This window comes from Methylobacterium sp. CCH7-A2 (assembly GCF_001557075.1).
Lineage (GTDB): Bacteria > Pseudomonadota > Alphaproteobacteria > Rhizobiales > Beijerinckiaceae > Allobosea > Allobosea massiliensis.
Genome location: NZ_LSKN01000205.1, coordinates 16,055 through 32,749 on the forward strand (window position 1 = coordinate 16,055; position 16,695 = coordinate 32,749).

General features: G+C 69.7%; 13 protein-coding genes. 6 read left to right on the forward strand and 7 right to left on the reverse strand.

Annotated elements, in window-relative coordinates; translation table 11 throughout:
- The first annotated feature begins 95 nt into the window (after nt 1-95).
- The 6 genes from AX750_RS15450 to AX750_RS15475 are packed head-to-tail and all read left to right on the forward strand — an operon-like array spanning nt 96 to nt 5,950.
- Complete coding sequence (locus tag AX750_RS15450) at nt 96-1,139, forward strand: ABC transporter ATP-binding protein (RefSeq protein ID WP_066720747.1); 1,044 nt, start codon at nt 96-98, stop codon at nt 1,137-1,139.
- Nucleotides 1,140-1,191: 52 nt separating this feature from the next.
- Nucleotides 1,192-2,484, forward strand: coding sequence for an ABC transporter substrate-binding protein (locus tag AX750_RS15455; protein ID WP_066720749.1), 1,293 nt, complete (start codon nt 1,192-1,194; stop codon nt 2,482-2,484).
- Nucleotides 2,485-2,503: 19 nt separating this feature from the next.
- Nucleotides 2,504-3,382 carry a sugar ABC transporter permease gene (locus tag AX750_RS15460; RefSeq protein ID WP_066720751.1) on the forward strand — a complete coding sequence of 293 codons (879 nt, stop codon included), beginning with the start codon at nt 2,504-2,506 and terminating at the stop codon, nt 3,380-3,382.
- The gene (locus AX750_RS15465; RefSeq protein WP_066720754.1) at nt 3,379-4,245 is read left to right on the forward strand and encodes a carbohydrate ABC transporter permease; all 867 of its coding nucleotides are present in this window, start codon (nt 3,379-3,381) and stop codon (nt 4,243-4,245) included. Before AX750_RS15460 ends, AX750_RS15465 begins: the two co-directional genes overlap by 4 nt.
- Nucleotides 4,246-4,261: 16 nt before the next feature.
- Nucleotides 4,262-5,104, forward strand: coding sequence for an endonuclease/exonuclease/phosphatase family protein (locus AX750_RS15470; RefSeq protein ID WP_066720758.1), 843 nt, complete (start codon nt 4,262-4,264; stop codon nt 5,102-5,104).
- A 21-nt stretch (nt 5,105-5,125) separates the two neighbouring features.
- A complete protein-coding gene (locus AX750_RS15475) occupies nt 5,126-5,950 on the forward strand; it encodes an inositol monophosphatase (RefSeq protein ID WP_066720761.1) in 825 nt (274 codons plus the stop codon).
- A 22-nt stretch (nt 5,951-5,972) separates the two neighbouring features.
- Here AX750_RS15475 and AX750_RS15480 read toward each other — a convergent pair whose 3' ends face one another.
- From AX750_RS15480 to AX750_RS15510, 7 genes are all read right to left on the reverse strand, one after another.
- The gene (locus AX750_RS15480) at nt 5,973-9,308 is read right to left on the reverse strand and encodes an autotransporter outer membrane beta-barrel domain-containing protein (protein WP_066720764.1); all 3,336 of its coding nucleotides are present in this window, start codon (nt 9,306-9,308) and stop codon (nt 5,973-5,975) included.
- A gap of 190 nt (nt 9,309-9,498) precedes the next feature.
- Nucleotides 9,499-10,128 carry a ferric reductase-like transmembrane domain-containing protein gene (locus AX750_RS15485; RefSeq protein ID WP_066720767.1) on the reverse strand — a complete coding sequence of 210 codons (630 nt, stop codon included), beginning with the start codon at nt 10,126-10,128 and terminating at the stop codon, nt 9,499-9,501.
- A 5-nt stretch (nt 10,129-10,133) separates the two neighbouring features.
- Nucleotides 10,134-10,634, reverse strand: coding sequence for a twin-arginine translocation pathway signal (locus tag AX750_RS15490; protein WP_066720769.1), 501 nt, complete (start codon nt 10,632-10,634; stop codon nt 10,134-10,136).
- Between the two features lie 347 nt (nt 10,635-10,981).
- Nucleotides 10,982-12,400, reverse strand: a complete 1,419-nt coding sequence (locus AX750_RS15495; RefSeq protein WP_066720772.1) for an FAD-dependent oxidoreductase — start codon at nt 12,398-12,400, stop codon at nt 10,982-10,984.
- Nucleotides 12,397-13,002, reverse strand: a complete 606-nt coding sequence (locus tag AX750_RS15500; protein WP_066720773.1) for a cysteine hydrolase — start codon at nt 13,000-13,002, stop codon at nt 12,397-12,399. Before AX750_RS15500 ends, AX750_RS15495 begins: the two co-directional genes overlap by 4 nt.
- Nucleotides 13,003-13,004: 2 nt before the next feature.
- Nucleotides 13,005-15,065 (reverse strand): hydantoinase/oxoprolinase family protein, encoded by a 2,061-nt coding sequence (locus AX750_RS15505; protein WP_066720774.1) that lies wholly within the window; start codon nt 15,063-15,065, stop codon nt 13,005-13,007.
- A partial coding sequence (locus tag AX750_RS15510; protein ID WP_066734776.1) for a hydantoinase B/oxoprolinase family protein occupies nt 15,065-16,695 on the reverse strand: 1,631 nt, incomplete at its 5' end. The genes AX750_RS15505 and AX750_RS15510, both read right to left, overlap by 1 nt.

Consider the following 16,695-nt stretch of genomic DNA (forward strand, 5'->3'; position numbering starts at 1 on the left):
CTTGTGCCCCGGCGCGATTTCGCGCCATATCGGCGCCCACGACAACGCAGCTCCTGTGCCGGCTCACTGGGCATGGGCCGCAGCCCGGATGACGCATGGTTTCTGTTGAGCTGAAAGCGGTTTCGAAGAGCTGGGGCGGCGCTGCCGCGGTCGACGACGTCAGCTTTACGGTCGACGGCGGCAAGCTGGTCGCGCTCCTAGGCCCCTCCGGCTGCGGCAAGTCGACCACGCTGCGGCTGATCGCGGGGCTCGAGGACACCACGAGCGGCACCATCCTGATCGGCGGGCGCGACGTGACGACGGCCGCTCCCTCCGGGCGCGGCATCGCGATGGTGTTTCAGAACTACGCGCTGTTTCCGCATCTCTCGGTGGCGCAGAACATCACCTTCGGGCTCGATGTGCGGAAAGTGGCCCGTGCCGAGCGCGACCGCCGGCTGGCGCGCGCCGCCGAAATCCTCGGTCTCGGCGCGCTGCTTGACCGCAAGCCCTCGCAGCTGTCGGGCGGCCAGCAGCAGCGCGTCGCGCTCGGCCGCGCCATCGTCGCCGAGGCCCCGGTCTGCCTGATGGACGAACCGCTCTCCAATCTCGACGCGCAGCTGCGCGTCGAGATGCGCCGCGAGATCCGCGAGCTGCAGCAGCGGCTGGGGATCACCATGGTCTATGTCACCCATGATCAGGTCGAGGCCATGACCATGGCCGATCAGGTCGTGCTGATGCGCAACGGGCGGATCGAGCAGGACGCGCCGCCCGACGAGATCTACGAGAACCCGGCCAGCATCTTCGTCGCCCGCTTCGTCGGCACGCCGCCGATGAACGTCGTGCCGCTGCCAGCAGTGCTTGCCGCCGGCGGGGCAGGGGTTCTGACGCCGCCGCCGGGGCACGATCCCGCCGGTCTGGCGGTCGGTATCCGCCCCGAGATGACCGATCTCGGCGAGGCCGGCATCGCCGCCGACGTCGTCGCGGTGGAGTATCTCGGCGCCGACACGCTGGTCGAAACCCGCATCGGCGGGCATGGCTTCATCGTCCGCCGCGCCGGCAAGGTACGGACGAAGCCAGGTGAAAAGATCTACATCACATTGTCACAATCGGCGCTGCACTGGTTCGACCAGGCGTCCGAACGCAGAGCGGTTCCCGTTTAAGATCCGGTCACAAGGGTCGGGCGCAACAGCCACCTCGAGAGGGAGAGAACAGATGGACAGGCGTGACGTATTGACCGGCGCTGCGGCGCTCGCAGGGTCGCTGGCGCTGCCGGGAATCGCCCGGGCGCAGGCCGCGACGGAGGTGTCGTTCTTCTATCCGGTCGCCGTCGGCGGGCCGATCACCAAGCTGATCGACACCTACGCCGCCGATTTCGAGAAGGAGAACCCGTCGATCAAGCTGAAGCCGATCTATGCCGGCACTTATCAGGAAACGATCGTCAAGGCGCTGACCGCCCACAAGAGCGGCACGCCGCCTGTGACCTCGGTGCTGCTCTCGACCGACATGTTCACGCTGATCGACGAGGACGCGATCGTCCCCTTCGACAGCTTCGTGAAGACCGAGGACGACAAGAAGTGGCTCGCCTCCTTCTTCCCGGCCTTCATGGAAAACAGCCAGACCGGCGGCAAGACCTGGGGCATTCCCTTCCAGCGCTCGACCGTGGTGCTCTACTGGAACAAGGAGCTGTTCAAGGAGGCCGGGCTCGACCCCGAGAAGCCGCCGGCGACCTGGGCCGAGCAGCTCGACTTCGCCCAGAAGCTGACCAAGAAGGACGCCTCGGGCAACGTCACCCAGTGGGGCATCCAGATCCCGTCCTCCGGCTTCCCCTACTGGCTCTTCCAGGGCCTCTCGACGCAGGCCGGCGCAATTCTCGCCAATGCCGCGGGCAACGCGACCAACTACGCCGATCCCGCCGTGGTCGAGGCCCTGCAGTACTGGGTCGACCTCGCGCAGAAGCACAAGGTCCATCCGCCCGGCATCGTCGAATGGGGCACCACACCGAAGGACTTCTTCGAGAAGAAGGTCGCGATGATGTGGACGACCACCGGCAACCTCACCAATGTCCGCAGCAACGCCAAATTCTCCTTCGGCGTCGCCATGCTGCCGGCCGGCAAGCGCCGCGGCAGCCCGACCGGCGGCGGCAATTTCTACCTCTCGAAGAAGGCCACGCCGGCCCAGCAGGAGGCCGCCTTCAAGTTCATCCGCTGGATCACGACGCCCGAGCGCGCGGCGCAATGGGGCATCGACACCGGCTATGTCGCGGTTTCGCCGGCAGCCTATGAGACGCCCGCGATGCAGGCCTATGCGAAGGACTTCCCGCCGGCTCTGGTGGCGCGCGACCAGCTCCCGCATGCGGTGGCCGAACTCTCGACCCATGAGAACCAGCGCGTCACCAAGGCGCTCAATGATGGGCTGCAGGCCGCGCTGACCGGCACCAAGCCGCCCAAGAAGGCGCTGGAGGACGCGCAGGCCGAGGCCGAGCGCATCCTGAAGCCCTATCGCTGAGCCAGGAAGCCGCTCCGCGATGAACACCCGCGCGACCGCCACGGTCCATGGCTGGCTGCTCCTGCTGCCGGCCATGGCCTGCCTGGCCCTCTTCACGCATTGGCCGGCGGTCGCGAGTTTCATCGAGAGCTTCTACTCGACACCCAAGGCGCGCCGCCCGGCGCGCTTCGTCGGGCTCGACAATTACCAGCAGCTCCTCGCCGACCCGATCTTCTGGAAGGCGATGTCGAACAATCTCTGGTTCGCGCTCGGCACCATCCCGACCTCGATCGCGCTCGCCCTGCTGATGGCGGTCTGGGTCAACGACAGGATCGTCGGGCGGACCTGGGTCCGGATGGCGTTCTTCACGCCGACGATCCTGCCGATGATCGCGGTGGCGAACATCTGGCTGTTCTTCTTCACGCCGCAATACGGCCTGCTCGAGCAGATCGTCGGAGCCTTCGGCGGACGCAGCACCAACTGGCTCGGCTCGCAGGACACCGCCCTCTACGCGATCACCATCGTCGCGATCTGGAAGGAGGCGGGCTTCTTCATGATCTTCTACCTCGCGGCGCTGCAGGCCCTGCCGCCCAGCCTCGGCGAGGCGGCGGCGATCGAGGGCGCTTCGCGCTGGACTTACTTTCGGCGCATCCAGTTCCCGCTGCTGATGCCGACGACGCTGTTCGTGCTGATCAATGCTGTGATCAACGCCTTCCGCATGGTCGACCACATCTTCGTCATGACCCGCGGCGGCCCCGACAACGCGACGACGCTGCTGCTGTTCTACATCTACCAGGTTGGTTTCAGCTTCTGGGACACGGCCTATGCGGCAACGCTGACCTGCGTGCTGCTGCTGCTGCTCGCCCTCGTCGCCTTCGTCCAGTATGGGTTCCTCGAGCGCAGGACGCATTATCGATGAGCGCGCCCGCTCCGCAGCCGGTCGCCCATGCGGCCCGCACCGACCCCTATGCGCCCAAGGGGCTCTCGCTGACCCTGCAGTCGACGGGGGCGATCCTGCTGGCGCTGATCTGGGTGCTGCCACTGGCCTATGCGATCTGGGCGGCGATCCACCCGGCCGAATACACCACGCGCTTCGTGCTGACCGCGCCGCTGACGCTCGACAACTTCACCCGCGCCTGGGCGGCGGCGCCCTTCGCGCGCTACTTCCTCAACACCTTCATCCTGGTGACGATGATCCTGGCCTTCCAGCTCGTGCTGGGGACGCTGGCGGCCTATGCGCTGGCGCGGCAGGATTTCTGGGGCCGCGACGTCGCCTTCGCGCTGATCCTGGCGCAGCTGATGATCATGCCGGACGCGCTGATCGTCGAGAACTACCGGACGCTGGCCCGTTTCGAGCTGATCGACACCATCCCCGCCATCGCGCTGCCCTATATCGCCTCGGCCTTCGGCATCTTCCTGCTGCGGCAGACCTTCAAGACCGTGCCGAAGGAGCTGGACGACGCCGCGCGCGTGGAAGGGGCGAGCCCGCTGCAGGTGCTGATGAAGGTCTATGTCCCGCTCGCGAAGCCGACCTACATCGCCTACGGGCTGGTCTCGGTGAGCTATCACTGGAACAATTTCCTCTGGCCGCTGCTGGTGACGAACTCGGTCGAGTCGCGCCCGCTCACGGTGGGCCTGCAGGTGTTCTCGTCGAGCGATCAGGGCATCGACTGGGCGGTGATCTGCGCCGCGACGCTGATGACGTCCGCCCCGCTGCTCGTCGGTTTCCTGCTCTTCCAGCGCCAGTTCGTGCAGAGCTTCATGCGCGCCGGCATCAAGTGACGCGAGCAAGGTTCCGATGAAGCTGATTACCTGGAACATCCAGTGGGCGCGCGGTACCGACGATCGCGTCGATCCGAGACGGATCATCGACCACGCGCGGGCGATGGCGGATTTCGACGTGCTCTGCCTGCAGGAGGTGGCGGCGAATTTTCCCGATCTCGACGGCAATGACGCCACCGACCAGTTCGCCCTCTTCGCGCAGATGCTGCCGGGCTTTACCGCCATCGAGGGCATCGGCGTCGATGTCGATGACGGTCGCGGCGGGCGCAAGCGCTTCGGCAACCTGATCCTGACCCGCTACCGCGTCGCGCAGGCGCTCCGCCATCTCCTGCCCTGGGAGGCGGCAGCGACACGCAACATGCCGCGCGTGCTGGTCGAGGCGGTCGCCGAGACGCCGCTCGGCCCGGTGCGGCTGATGACGACGCATCTGGAATACTCCTCGCCGGTGCTGCGGGCGGCCCAGGTCGAGGGCATCCGGGAGGCGCATCGCATGGCCGCGTCGCGCGCCGGCACGCCGCGCGCGCCGGGGCCACACACCTATGCGCCGACGCCGAACACGGCGAGCGCGATCCTGACTGGCGACTTCAACATGCGGCCGGATGATCCGGCTCTGGCGCGGCTGATGGCGCCCTTCGAGGATGGCACGCCGCCGCTGCGCGATCTCTGGCCTGCCGTGATGGGTGACGCACCGCCGCCGCCCACCGCCTTCATCGTCGACCAGACCTACGGCCCGCCCGGCTGCCTCGACTATGTGCTGGCGACTCCCGATCTCGCGGCCCGCGCCCGCCGCATCGTCTGTGATGTCGACACGCGCGCCTCCGACCACCAGCCGATCCTGGTCGAGTTCGATGTCGGCTGACGGTCGGCCCCGGAGCATGTCATGATGGTTTCGCGGCGCGATCTCGATCGCCTGAGCGGCATCCTCGCCGAGGCGGCACGGCGCGAAATCATGCCGCGCTTCCGCAGGCTGGCCGCCGGCGACGTCCGCGAGAAGGCGGCGCCGGGCGATCTCGTGACGGAGGCCGATGAGGCGGCCGAGCGTTTCATCTTTGCCGAACTCAAGCGGGCTTTTCCCGGCGCGCTGCTCGTCGGCGAGGAGGCCGCGACGCGCGACCCGGCCGTGCTGGGGCGGCTGGCGGAGGCGGAGCTCGCCTTCGTGATCGATCCGGTCGACGGCACGCTGAACTACGCCTCCGACCTGCCGCTCTTCGCGGTCATGGCCGCGGCCGTTGTGAGGGGCGAGACCGCGGCAGCAGTGATCCACGATCCCGTGCTGAACGACAGCGCGCTCGCCTTGCGAGGCGAGGGAGCCTGGCTGGAGAGCTCGGGCGGCACATCCCGCGATCTGCGCGCCGGCGGCCCGGTCGCCATCGCGGACATGAACGGCATGGCGAGCTGGCAGTACTTTCCCGAGCCGATGCGCAGCGCGCTGCCGGCTCGTTTCCCCGCCTTCGCCAGCGTGGCGTCGCTGCGTTGCTGTGGGCAGGAGTATCGCCTCGCCGCTGCCGGGCGCTGCGATTTCCTGCTCTATGGCGGGCTGAACCCCTGGGACCATGCGCCCGGCGTGCTGCTGTTCGGCGAAGCTGGCGGCCACGCCCGCATGCTCGATGGCAGCCTCTACCGGCCAGGCCAGCCCTCGACCGGGCTGCTCTGCGCTCCCGATGGCGACAGCTGGCGTTCGATCCGCGCTCTTCTCGTCGGCTGATGCCGCGGCAGTCGGCGCCGCCTCAGAAGCTGAGCCGGATCTGGCCCATGCCGCTGTAATGGCCGCCCGTAGCGGAGACCTCCCCGTCGCCACGCAGGCCGATCGCGAGGAGCTCGGACAGCCTTACCTCCAGACCAGCCGCGACGAGAGCGCTGTTGCGGGGCCGCTGCGCGCCGCGGGCGACGAAGCCCAGGCCGGGCAGGGCGGTGAAGCTTGCGGCGATCCGGGCGTCATCGTCGAAAGCGCGGGCCCAGGAGGCGCGCAGAAAGCCGGACGCCGGCAGGCCGCCGATCGCCGTTTCCGCCTCGAACTGCAGGCCGAATTCGGCCCGGGTCCCGGCGTCCCGGCGCCCGGCGACCGCAAGCGCAGCGGCGCTCTCGCCGAAGGCCGAGCGCTCGACGAAGGCGGGCGTGCGGATGGTGACACGCTGCAGCGCGGCGACGGGCGAAAGGCTGAAGCCGCCGGCACTTAGAACCGGCAGGCTGGCCTGCAGCCGCCCGCTCCATTGCGTACTGGCATAGGACGCTGTCAGCCCCCCGCCGAGAGCCGGAACGCTGCGCGAGACGCTGTGGTCGCTGCGGCCGAAGGCGGCGGCGGCTCCAAGTTCCAGCCGGCCGATCCGCGTCAGACCGTAGACGCCGAACTGGACGCCTTCGCTCTCGATCCGGCCGAGCCCGCCCGGCAGTGAGGCCCGCCCGCGGGCCCCGCCGATGGCGACACCGATGACGGCGTCGGTCCCCAGCCTCGCATCGGCCCCCACGGCGAACTGCATCTCGTCGAGCGCGCGCCGCGCCGTGCCGCTGCGAAGCGAACCCTCGCTGCGACCGGCCCCGCCGGAAGCGGTGCCCCACAGGGCGAAGCGGGGCGCTTCCAGACGCGAAGCCGCGGTCGCGTCGTCGAAGCCGGGCGCGGACGCGGCGCTGTAGCCGGCGCGGCCGGGTCCGAGGCCGCCGGGCCGCAGCCGTTGGCCGAAGCCTGCGTTCAGCATCGTGCCGAGAAACCGGTCCGCGAGGCGCCGGTCGATCGCCGGAGCCGCCGTATGGATCTCGCCCGAAAGCTGGTTGACCGCGGCCGGGATGGCCGCGGCCGGCAGATTGTAGATCGGGAAGAACCGGGAGACATCGACGCCCCTCGAGACCGCATCGTCGATCCGCGAGGCGATGGCGACGACGTTCGGCGCGGCCGCGCCGGAGAGCGTGGGCACGGTTCCGGCCGAGGAGCCCGGGGAGGTTGCCGGAGTGCCCGGGCTCGTGCCGGAATCCCCGGGAAAGGGCGAGGGCGTCGGCGCGGGATCGACGATCGGGACGAGCGGCTTGGGAGCCAGGGTGAGTTGCACATCCTGCGCGGTGTAGCTCACAGTGGAGGTCACGCCGTCGCCGAAGGAGCCGATGGTCTCGACCGTGCCGAAGCTGCCGCTGCGCCCGCCCGCCGCCGTCAGCAGCGTATAGGGGCTGTTGAACGTGAAGCTGCCGCCGAGCGGAACGAGCTGCAGCCGCCCCGCCAGCGCCGCTGTGCCGGTAACGCTCAGCCGGTCCGACACGGCGCCCTGGATTTCCGCCCGGTAGGTCGAGGCGGCGTCGAGGGTCAGGTCGCCGGCGATGGTCAGCGTCCCCGGCGAATTGCCGGGCGATAGCGTTCCGCCCGCGACGGTGACGCTCGGCACCGTGCCGGAGCCGCCAAGGAAGGCCCCGGCATTCAGCGTGACGCCGGAGGAGGCGGCGATCGAGCCGTTGACCACCAGCGTGCCGGCGTTCACGAGCGTCGCGCCCTGGTACCCGCTTGTCCCCGACAGCGTGACGGTTCCGCTGCCGACCTTGGTGAGGCTGCCCCGGCCATCGCCGCCGAGCGTGCCGGCGAAGCTGCCATCGGCATTGCCGCCGCCCAGCGTCAGCGTCCGCCCGGCGCCGAACAGCACCCGCGCGCCACTCGTGCCGTCGAGGGCCCCGATGCTCTGGTCGCCGCTGATCCGCAATGTGGCGTTGCTGCCGGTCAGCGTGACACGGGCCTGGGTCGAGAGAGTATTGGCCGTCGCGGCATCGAGTTCGGCGCCGGCATCGACGCTGATCGACCGCGAATTCGGCAGCGTGCCGTAGAGCCGGAGCAAGCCGCCGGACACCACGGTCGGCCCGGAATAGGTGGTGGAGCCGTACAGCTCCTGCCGGTTGCCGCCGATCTTCGTCAGGCCGCCGGTGCCGGTGATGGTGCCTTGATACGCGCTGTCGGCTCCGCCCCCCAATGTCAGCCGGGCGCCGCCGAGCGAAACCGTGCCGAAAGGACCTCCGCTCAGGCTGGACGCCGTCTGGTCATAGCCGGCCAGCGACCAGGTTCCGCCATTGATCGTGACGGGGCTGGTCGTCGGCAAGGCGTTGACGCGGCCCATCGCCAGCGTCCCCGCCTCGACGATGGTGGCGCCCGTATAGCTGCTCGCGCCGGTCAGGGTCAGCGTCCCGGTGCCCGCCTTGGTCAGCCCGCCGCCACTGCCGGAGATGGTGCCGTCGAAGGTCGAACTGGCATTCTGCGAGCCGGCCGTCAGCCTGGAGCCCGTCCCGAGGGCGATGGTGCCGCTCCCGGAAAGCCCGTCCACTGCCAGCGCCGAATTGAGCGCGTAGGTCCCGTCGACCCGCAGCGCCGTCGTGTTTTCGACCGCCGCCGGGTTGCTGGTCGTCAGCGTCACGCCCGAGAGGACCGCGAGCGTCCCGACGCTGGAGCCGGTCCCGGTCCAGGTGCTGTCGCCCGAGAAGGTCAGCGTCGAGGCCCCGGTGATGCCGGTCGAGAAGGTTCCGCCGCGGATGGTCAGATTGGCTCCGGCCAAACCGATCTGGCCATTGCCTTCCAGGCGGCGGATCGTCGTGTTCTGGCTGCCCAGATAAAGCGTCGCGCCGTTGCTGATGGTGACGGAAGCGATGTATTCGACCAGCTCGTTCAGGCCGGCAAACCCGGCGGTGTTGGCGACGACCGTCCCGCCATCGATCACCAGCCGTGCCGAGCTGTTCCAGCGCCCGCTCCAGGATTGCACCTCGATCTGTCCCCGGTCGGTCGCCGAGCCGAGGTAAAGGACCGAATTCGAGCGGAGCCAGTCGAGATTGACGATCATCCGGGTTCCGGTCGCGGCGGACAATCGCCCCTCTGCCCCGATCTCCGTTGCGACCTGGCTTCCCAGGTCGAGATCACTGATGGCCCGCAGATGGCCGGCCGTTCCGATGAAGGTGAGGCTGGAATAGGGGTAGGGATTGCTGGTGCCGATCTCGGCGAAGCCGCCGACATTGCCGTTCGACTGGGCCTGTGCGGGGTGGGCCAGCAGGACGAACAGGAGACCGCCGCAGAGGCGGCCGCGCCGATCACGCCGTCTGACCCGCATCCCCACCATTCGGCCGGCCCGGCAGAGGTTTCTGCGGGTTCGGGCGCATCGGGCTTCGGGAAGGCAAGGCATCGGCAGGATCGGCTCGGCGAGTCGGACCCGGCCATTGGCCGCGAACAGGCCGCCTCCGAAAAGTCCAAAGCTTGCATCGATCTCGGGAGGGGCCCGGTTGCAGCCCCTTCAGGGCCTCTCAGGCCGAGCGGTCGGCGGGGCGCCGGTTTCGCCGGAGCAGCGCCCAGGCGCGCCGATCGCGGATCACCCATGCCGTCGCCAGCAGCACGAACAGACAAAACGCCGCTTTCGAGAATGGCTCCATTGTCCCGTCGACGAGCCAGGCATGGACGACGCTGCCGATGACGATGACGACCGCGAGGAGGGAATGGGCGAGGCGCCATGTCCTTGGGGCGAGCCGAAAGCGGAACCGCCACGCCGCCAGCGCCGCCGAGGCGAACAACGCCCACATGGCGACGACGCCCCAGGCTGAGAACGGCGTCGGCGAGACGAAGAGCAGCGCATCGACGACGTCGGGAGGGCTCGTCACCCATAGCCCCACGACGTGCAGGACGATCAGCGCGACAAGGGCCGCGCCGACCCAGCCATGCAGGCGACGGCTCCACCGGGCCGGCAGGCCAGGCAATGCGCCGCCCGCCAGCAGGGGCTGCAAGAGCAGCAAGGCCAAAGCGAGGATGCCGGCGAAGCCGGATGCAATGTAGACGCCGTCGCGCCAGGCGAGCAGAGGACTCCCGGCCGCGAGCGCAATCGGTACCGCCACGGCGAGGGTGAGCAGTCCCCAGATCAGGGGTCCCCGAAGCGAGGCCAAGCCGCTCAGACCGGCTGGAGCACGAAATGGGCGCTGAGGCTGGTGTCTCGCGCGCACGCCATGACGGGCCTCAGGAAGACCGTCCTGAAGCCGTCGCCCTCATAGGCGAGGTGGCCATGCGCCTGTCCGAAGGCAGGGATGATCTGCGGCATTTCCAGGCGGAACGTGCCATCCGCGCCGGTGAGCGTGGCACCGTGGCTGCGGGCGTCGTTCTCGCGGCCCTCGGTGGTATGGGCCCAGATCTGGATGCGGATGCCGGGCAGCGGCGCGCCGTCACCGGCGCGACGCACCGTACCGGTCATCCAGAAGCCGCCGCCGCCGATCCGGCTGACGATCGGGGCGCCGGGGATGTAGTTATTGGCACCGCCCGGCATGGTCGGGGTGGGGGCCAGCCCCTGCGCCCGGGCGGGCAACAGCAGGCCGGGTGCGCCGGTCAGGAGCGCGGCGCCCGCAAGGGCGGAGCCGCTGGCGAGAAAGGCGCGGCGGGTCGATCGGTCCTGGCTCAACGCGACGTCTCCTTGCTGGCTCGGTCATCGAAGGGGCGGACGGCAGGATGGCTCAGGGGAGAGGCTCTGCCGCGGCGTGTCGCTTCGTCCGCATGGATCATAAATGGCGCTGTTGCGGTTCAGGCAAGGGTCGCCGGCAAGGATGTCCCTCCGGATGAGGACATATCGGGGCGCCTGAGCGACGCCGACGCGCCGCGAATTTGCAAATGATTGCAAGTGTTTGCGCTGAGTCTCTGCGTCGCCGCTCGCGGATCTTCACGAATCCGCGCCTCGCCATCATGAACCATCGCGTTCGGTCGATCGCCCTGAGAGCCCCGCTGTCGCACTGGCCATGCGGCGACGATGTCTCAGGCCGGATCGACCGATGCCAAGCGCGCGGCTTCCCGCCCGGCGATCTCGCCCAGCCCGACGGCTGTCAGCAGCCCGTTGCCCGAGAGATAGCCGGAGGCACGGCGGCCCGACACGCCGACTGCCGCGCCGCCACAGGCGAAGAGATTGGCGAAGGCGGATCCGTCCGGTCGTAGCACGCGGGCCTGCGGGTCGATCCTCAGGCCGCCCTGGGTGTGGAAGAGGGCCCCGGTGACAGCGACGGCGCAGAACGGAGCCGCCAAAGGCTGCGCACCGCGGAAGTCGCGGCCGAAGCGGTCGCTGCCATTGCCCTGCTTCAGCGCCTCGACCTCGGCCGCCGTCGCCGCCAGGGCATCGGGCGGCAGGCCGAGCATCCGGGCAAGGCTGGCGATGTCCTGCGCCTGCACGATGGCGCCCTGCGCCTCGGCGTTGCGGAAGTCCTCGAACTGCCGGGCGATGGCCGCGATGCGGCCGTCGAAGATCGTCCAGGCCTTGCCGCCGGGCTGGGCGAGGACGGTTGCCGCCTGTTCCGAATAGCCATGGCTTTCGTCGGAGAAGCGCTCGCCCCGGGCATTGACCTGGAACCCGCCCTCCATGATCGTCGCCCAGGTGATCAGGATGCCGTGGGGGTGGGCGACGGAGCCGTGGCCCTGATGCCCCGACATGGCGACGAGGTCGGCGCCGAGCGCATCGCCCCAAAGCACGGCGTCGCCCTCATTGCCGGAATGGCCGAACCAGAGCGCGTCGACCATTTCGGGGATGTGTTTCGCGACGAGAGCGCGGTTGCCGCCATAGCCGTTGCAGGCGAGCACCAGCGCCCGGCAACCGATCGGCTCCTCGCCGCCGCCGGGGCGGGTGCCCGCGATGCCGGCGACGCGGCCGGCAGGGTCGGTGAAGAGCGTGGTGGCGCGAAACCCTGTCAGGATCGGGATGTCGCGGGCCTCTGCTGCTTCGCGCAGCCGGTCGACCAGCTCCGAGCCGGTGCGCTTCGGCAGGCCGTGCATGCGGCGGGCGGAATGGCCCGGATAGGAGAAGTTCGTCACGACATCGAAGGGCAGGCCGTGGCGGTCGGCGAGCCATTCCAGCACCGGGCCGACATGCGCGGTGAGACGCCAAACGATGGCGGGATCGGGCTCGTTCCCGGCCTTGGCCATGATGTCGGCTGCGAACAGTTCGGCACTGTCCTCGATGCCGGCGGCGCGCTGGAAGCGGGTCGCTGCGGCCGGGATCAGGCCGGCCGAGAGTGCGGTCGAGCCGCTCGGCAGCGCGTCGCGCTCGACGACGACGACCTCGGCGCCCGCCTCGCTGGCGGCAAGCGCGGCGACCAGCCCGGCCGCGCCTGCGCCGATGATCAGGACGTCGGCCTCGGCTTCGAAGGAGCGGCCCGCGGCCGGAAGGACGGCGGTCACGGCGCTCATATCTCGGCCATCACTGCGGCGATGGTGGCGATCCGCGCGACGGGTTTCAGCGCCGCGATCGCCTCCGCATGCATGGTCGGCGTGGGAGCCGCGCAGCCATCCTCGAGCACGGTCACGTCGAGATCGCGGACATGGGCGTCGCGGACGGTCGAGGCGACGCCGCCATTGGTGACGATGCCGGCGACGACGAGATGCGCGATGCCGAGCTTGCGCAGAACCCACTCCAGCCGGGTCTGGTAGAACGCGGAATAGGCGATCTTTTCGACCGATACGTCGATCGGCTGCAGCGCGTCGACGACGCGGTGGCCCCAGCCGCCGGGCAGGAAGTCGCCGCGCTTCAGGAAGGGCCGCATCTGCTTGAGATGCGGCGAGATCAGCGGCTCGCCGCCGCGGCCCGGCACCAGCGTGAACTGCGTCGCCGCCACCAGCCCGCCCTGTGCGCGAAAGCGCTCGACCAAGGGCAGCAGCCGGCCGGGCAGCGCCTGCGCCTCGGGCGAGGCGGCGCCGCCCTTCGCATAGGCGCCGTCGGGATGGATGAAGTCGTTCTGCAGGTCGACGATCAGCAATGCGGTCGCGGCGATGTCGGTGATCGGGCCAGCCATGGTCAGCTCCTCAGGATGACGAGGTTGCCGAGCGCGTCGACTTCGGCGGTGAGGCCGGGGTCGAGCAGCACGGTGGCATCGGGCTGCTCGAAGACCGCGGGACCCGCGATGCGGGTGCCGACCGGAAGATCGAGCCGCGACCAGATCGCGGTCTCGCGCCAGGCCCCGTCGAGATAGACCTGGCGCGTGCCGCGGCGGGCCAGTTCCAGGCTGGCCCCGGCCGAGGGAGCGAGCGCCGTCAGGTCGAAGGCCGGCCGGCGGCCGATGGCGGCGGTGCGCAGCGTGACGATACGCAGCGGGATACCCGGCAGGAGCCGGCTGAAGGCGGCGCCATAGGCGGCTTCGAAAGCCTCGCGGATCACGTCTGCGGTGACGCCGGTCCCGGCCTCTCCGAGCGTGACCGGGAGCGGCACCGAGACCGTATGCGTCTGCCCGAGATAATGCATGTCGAGTTCGTAGAGCACGTCGATGCGCTCGACCGAGAGGCCGGCCTCGGCGACGACCCGGTGGGCCTCGCGCCCGGCCTCGACCATGCGGGCGTCGAGGGCGGCGGCGTCCAGCCCCTCCAGCATCAGGTTCACCGTCTGCACGCCGTCATGGCGGATATCGGCGATGACGCAGCCCAGCGCCGAGGTTACGCCCGGAAAGCGCGGCACCAGCGCGCCCTTCAGCCCGACCTCGTGGATCAGGGCGCCGGCGTGGAGGGCGCCGCCGCCGCCGAACGGCATCGCCATGAACTTCGCCGGGTCGTGCCCGCGCTCGATCGAGACGAGGCGGATCGCTCCGGCCATGCGGGCATTGGCGATCTTCACGATGGCTTCCGCCGCCGCCATCACGTCGAGCCCGAGCGGCTCGGCGATCTCCCTGGCGATCGCAGCGCGCGCCGCCTCGACATCGAGCCGCTGCAGCGTGCCGAGCGGCTTCTCGCCGTCGATACGGCCCAGCACCAGATTGGCGTCGGTCAGGGTCGGGCGGGTGTTGCCCTGGCCGTAGCAGACCGGGCCGGGGCGGGAGCCCGCGCTTTCCGGGCCGACCTCGAGCAGCCCGCCGGCATCGACGCGCGCGATCGAGCCGCCGCCGGCGCCGATCGTGGTGATCTCGATCATCGGGGTGCGGATGACCATGCCGAAATCGATCGTCGTCTGGGCGGCGAGCGCGGCCTGGCCGCCGGCGATCAGCGAGACGTCGAAGGAGGTGCCGCCGAGATCGCCCGTGATGATGTCGGGATGACCCGCCGCACGCGCGATCGCGGCCGCCGCGATGACGCCCGCCGCCGGGCCCGACAGCGCAGTCCGGACCGGCAGGCGCCGGGCCGTGGCGGTCGACATCACGCCGCCATTGCTCTGCACGATGTGGAAGCGACCCTCGAAGCCGTCGGCCGCCAGCGCCTGTTCGAGCCGGCCGAGATAGGAGCCGACGACCGGCTGGAGCGTGGCGTTGAGCGCCGTCGTCGAGGATCGCTCGAACTCGCGGATTTCCGGCAGGATCGCGGAGGAGCAAGCGATGTTCTCGTTCGGCCAGACGGCGCGGGCGGCCTCCAGCGCGTCGCGCTCGTTCTGCGGGTTGGCATAGGCGTTGATGAAGATGATCGCCAGCGCCTCGCAGCCCTTCCCGTGCAGGGCGCGGGCGGCCTCGCGCACCGCCTCGCGATCGACCGCCACATGGATCGTGCCGTCGGCCAGCGTCCGCTCGGGCACTTCAAGCCGGCAGTCGCGCGCTGCGACCGGGACGAAATCGCCCCAGAGCCCCCAGGTCTGGCGGCGGTCGCGGCGGCGCATCTCCAGCGCGTCGCGGAAGCCCGGCGTCGTGATGAGGCCGACCCGGGCGCCCTTGCGCTCCAGCAGCGCATTGGTGCCGACCGTGGTGCCATGCACGATGGAGGCCAGCTCGGAGACCGGGCCGAAGGTCGTTAGCCCGGCGATGAAGCCCTTGGCCTCGTCGCCGCGCTGGGAGGGCACTTTGGCGGTCCGGAAGCGCTTGGCCGCCTCGTCGAACCAGAACAGATCGGTGAAGGTGCCGCCGACATCGACGCCGACGACGGCCTTGGGAGAGGTGGTGGTCATCAGCCGATCTCGCTGTCGAAGCCGTAGACGTCACGGGCCGCTCCGGCGCTGACATAGCCATGGGCCACGTCGCGGCGCAGAGCCTCGTGGTCGCGCTGGTGCGGGTCGCCATAGCCGCCGCCGCCGGGGCTTTCGAGGCGCACGCGCTGGCCCTTCGCGATGTGGATGTCGGCGATCTTGGTGACGAGCGGCGGGGATTTCGGCCCGTTCTCCGTGTCGTAGACGAAGCGGTTCATGGCGGCCGGCTTGCCGCCGGCGACGCCGAAGGGAGGGAACTTGCCGCGCTCGCCGAGCAGGAAGACGTCGGCGCCGCCTTTCGCCAGCACCTCGATCTCGTAGATCGCACCGCAGCCGCCGCGATGGCGGCCGGCTCCGCCCGAATCCGGTCGCAGCGCCCATTGCGTGAACATCACGGGGTAGGCCGCCTCCAGAATCTCGGCCGGCGGAATCGTCGCCGTCGAGATCGGGTTGTTGCCATGGTTCAGCCCGTCGCCTTCCGGATTGCCGCCGAGGCCGCCGCCGAAGAAGGAGAACATCACGAAGCGCGAGCCGTCGTCGCGATGGCCGGCCAGCGACAGCGCGTTGATCGTCGCATAGGGCGAGCCGTTCGCCCGCTCCGGTGCGATCTGCGCGAAGGCGCCGAAGACCGTGTCGATGACGCGCAGGATGGTCTCGGTATAGCCGCCGACCGGCTTGGGCGGCTTGACCCCGAGCAGGGTCGTGTCGGGGATCACGAAGGTGATCGGCTTCAGCACGCCGGCATTGGCCGGGACATGCGGGAAGATGTGCTTGAGCGCGACATAGCAGCAGGCGACCGCGGTCGAGTAGGCGATGTTGAGCGGCCCGCGGCAGGGCGGCGCCGAGCGCGAGAAGTCGAGCGTCATCGCATCGCCCGCTATGGTGAGGTCGAGCGCGATGCGCAGCGGCTCGTCGCTGATGCCGTCATTGTCGAGGAAATCGTCGAAGCTGTAGCGACCGTCCGGCAGGGCCGCGATCTCGGCCCGCATCAGCGCCTCGGCGCGGGCGCTGAAGGCGTCGAGAGCGGCCTCGACGGTCGGCGTGCCGTAATCGTCGAGCAGGGCGGAGAGCCGCCGCTCGCCGAGGTCGAGCGCGTTGAGCTGGCCGTTGAGATCGCCCCAGTTCGACTGCGGCAGGCGCGAATTGGCGCTGAGGATCTCGACGATGTCGCCCTGGAATTCGCCTTTGCGGACGAGCTTCACCGGCGGGATGCGGAAGCCCTCCTGGAAGCTCTCGGTCGCCTTGGCGTTGAAGTTGCCCGGCACGTTGCCGCCGACATCGAGCCAGTGACCGACCGAGGCGAGCCAGCAGAACAGCTTGCCGTCCCGGAAGATCGGCCGCACCAGGCGCATGTCGTTGAGATGGGTGCCGCCCTCATAGGGGTCGTTGAACAGCCAGGTGTCGCCGGGTTCGTTCGGCGCTCCGGCCTCGACGCGCGCGATCACGGCGCGCACGGCGAAGGCCATCGCGCCGACGAAGATCGGCAGGCCCGACGTGCCCTGGACCAGGGTGTCGCCGGTGGTCGCGTGATAGAGCCCGTGACAGGCGTCATGCGCCTCGGCGATGATCGGGTTGAAGGCGGAGCGATAGAGCGTCGCGTCCATCTCGTTGG

Coding starts and splice junctions, on each gene's coding strand:
- AX750_RS15450 (WP_066720747.1), top strand. CDS start 96: ATGGTTTCTGTTGAGCTGAAAGCGGTTTCGAAGAGCTGGGGCGGCGCT.
- AX750_RS15455 (WP_066720749.1), top strand. CDS start 1,192: ATGGACAGGCGTGACGTATTGACCGGCGCTGCGGCGCTCGCAGGGTCG.
- AX750_RS15460 (WP_066720751.1), top strand. CDS start 2,504: ATGAACACCCGCGCGACCGCCACGGTCCATGGCTGGCTGCTCCTGCTG.
- AX750_RS15465 (WP_066720754.1), top strand. CDS start 3,379: ATGAGCGCGCCCGCTCCGCAGCCGGTCGCCCATGCGGCCCGCACCGAC.
- AX750_RS15470 (WP_066720758.1), top strand. CDS start 4,262: ATGAAGCTGATTACCTGGAACATCCAGTGGGCGCGCGGTACCGACGAT.
- AX750_RS15475 (WP_066720761.1), top strand. CDS start 5,126: ATGATGGTTTCGCGGCGCGATCTCGATCGCCTGAGCGGCATCCTCGCC.
- AX750_RS15480 (WP_066720764.1), bottom strand. CDS start 9,308: ATGCGGGTCAGACGGCGTGATCGGCGCGGCCGCCTCTGCGGCGGTCTC.
- AX750_RS15495 (WP_066720772.1), bottom strand. CDS start 12,400: ATGAGCGCCGTGACCGCCGTCCTTCCGGCCGCGGGCCGCTCCTTCGAA.
- AX750_RS15500 (WP_066720773.1), bottom strand. CDS start 13,002: ATGGCTGGCCCGATCACCGACATCGCCGCGACCGCATTGCTGATCGTC.
- AX750_RS15505 (WP_066720774.1), bottom strand. CDS start 15,065: ATGACCACCACCTCTCCCAAGGCCGTCGTCGGCGTCGATGTCGGCGGC.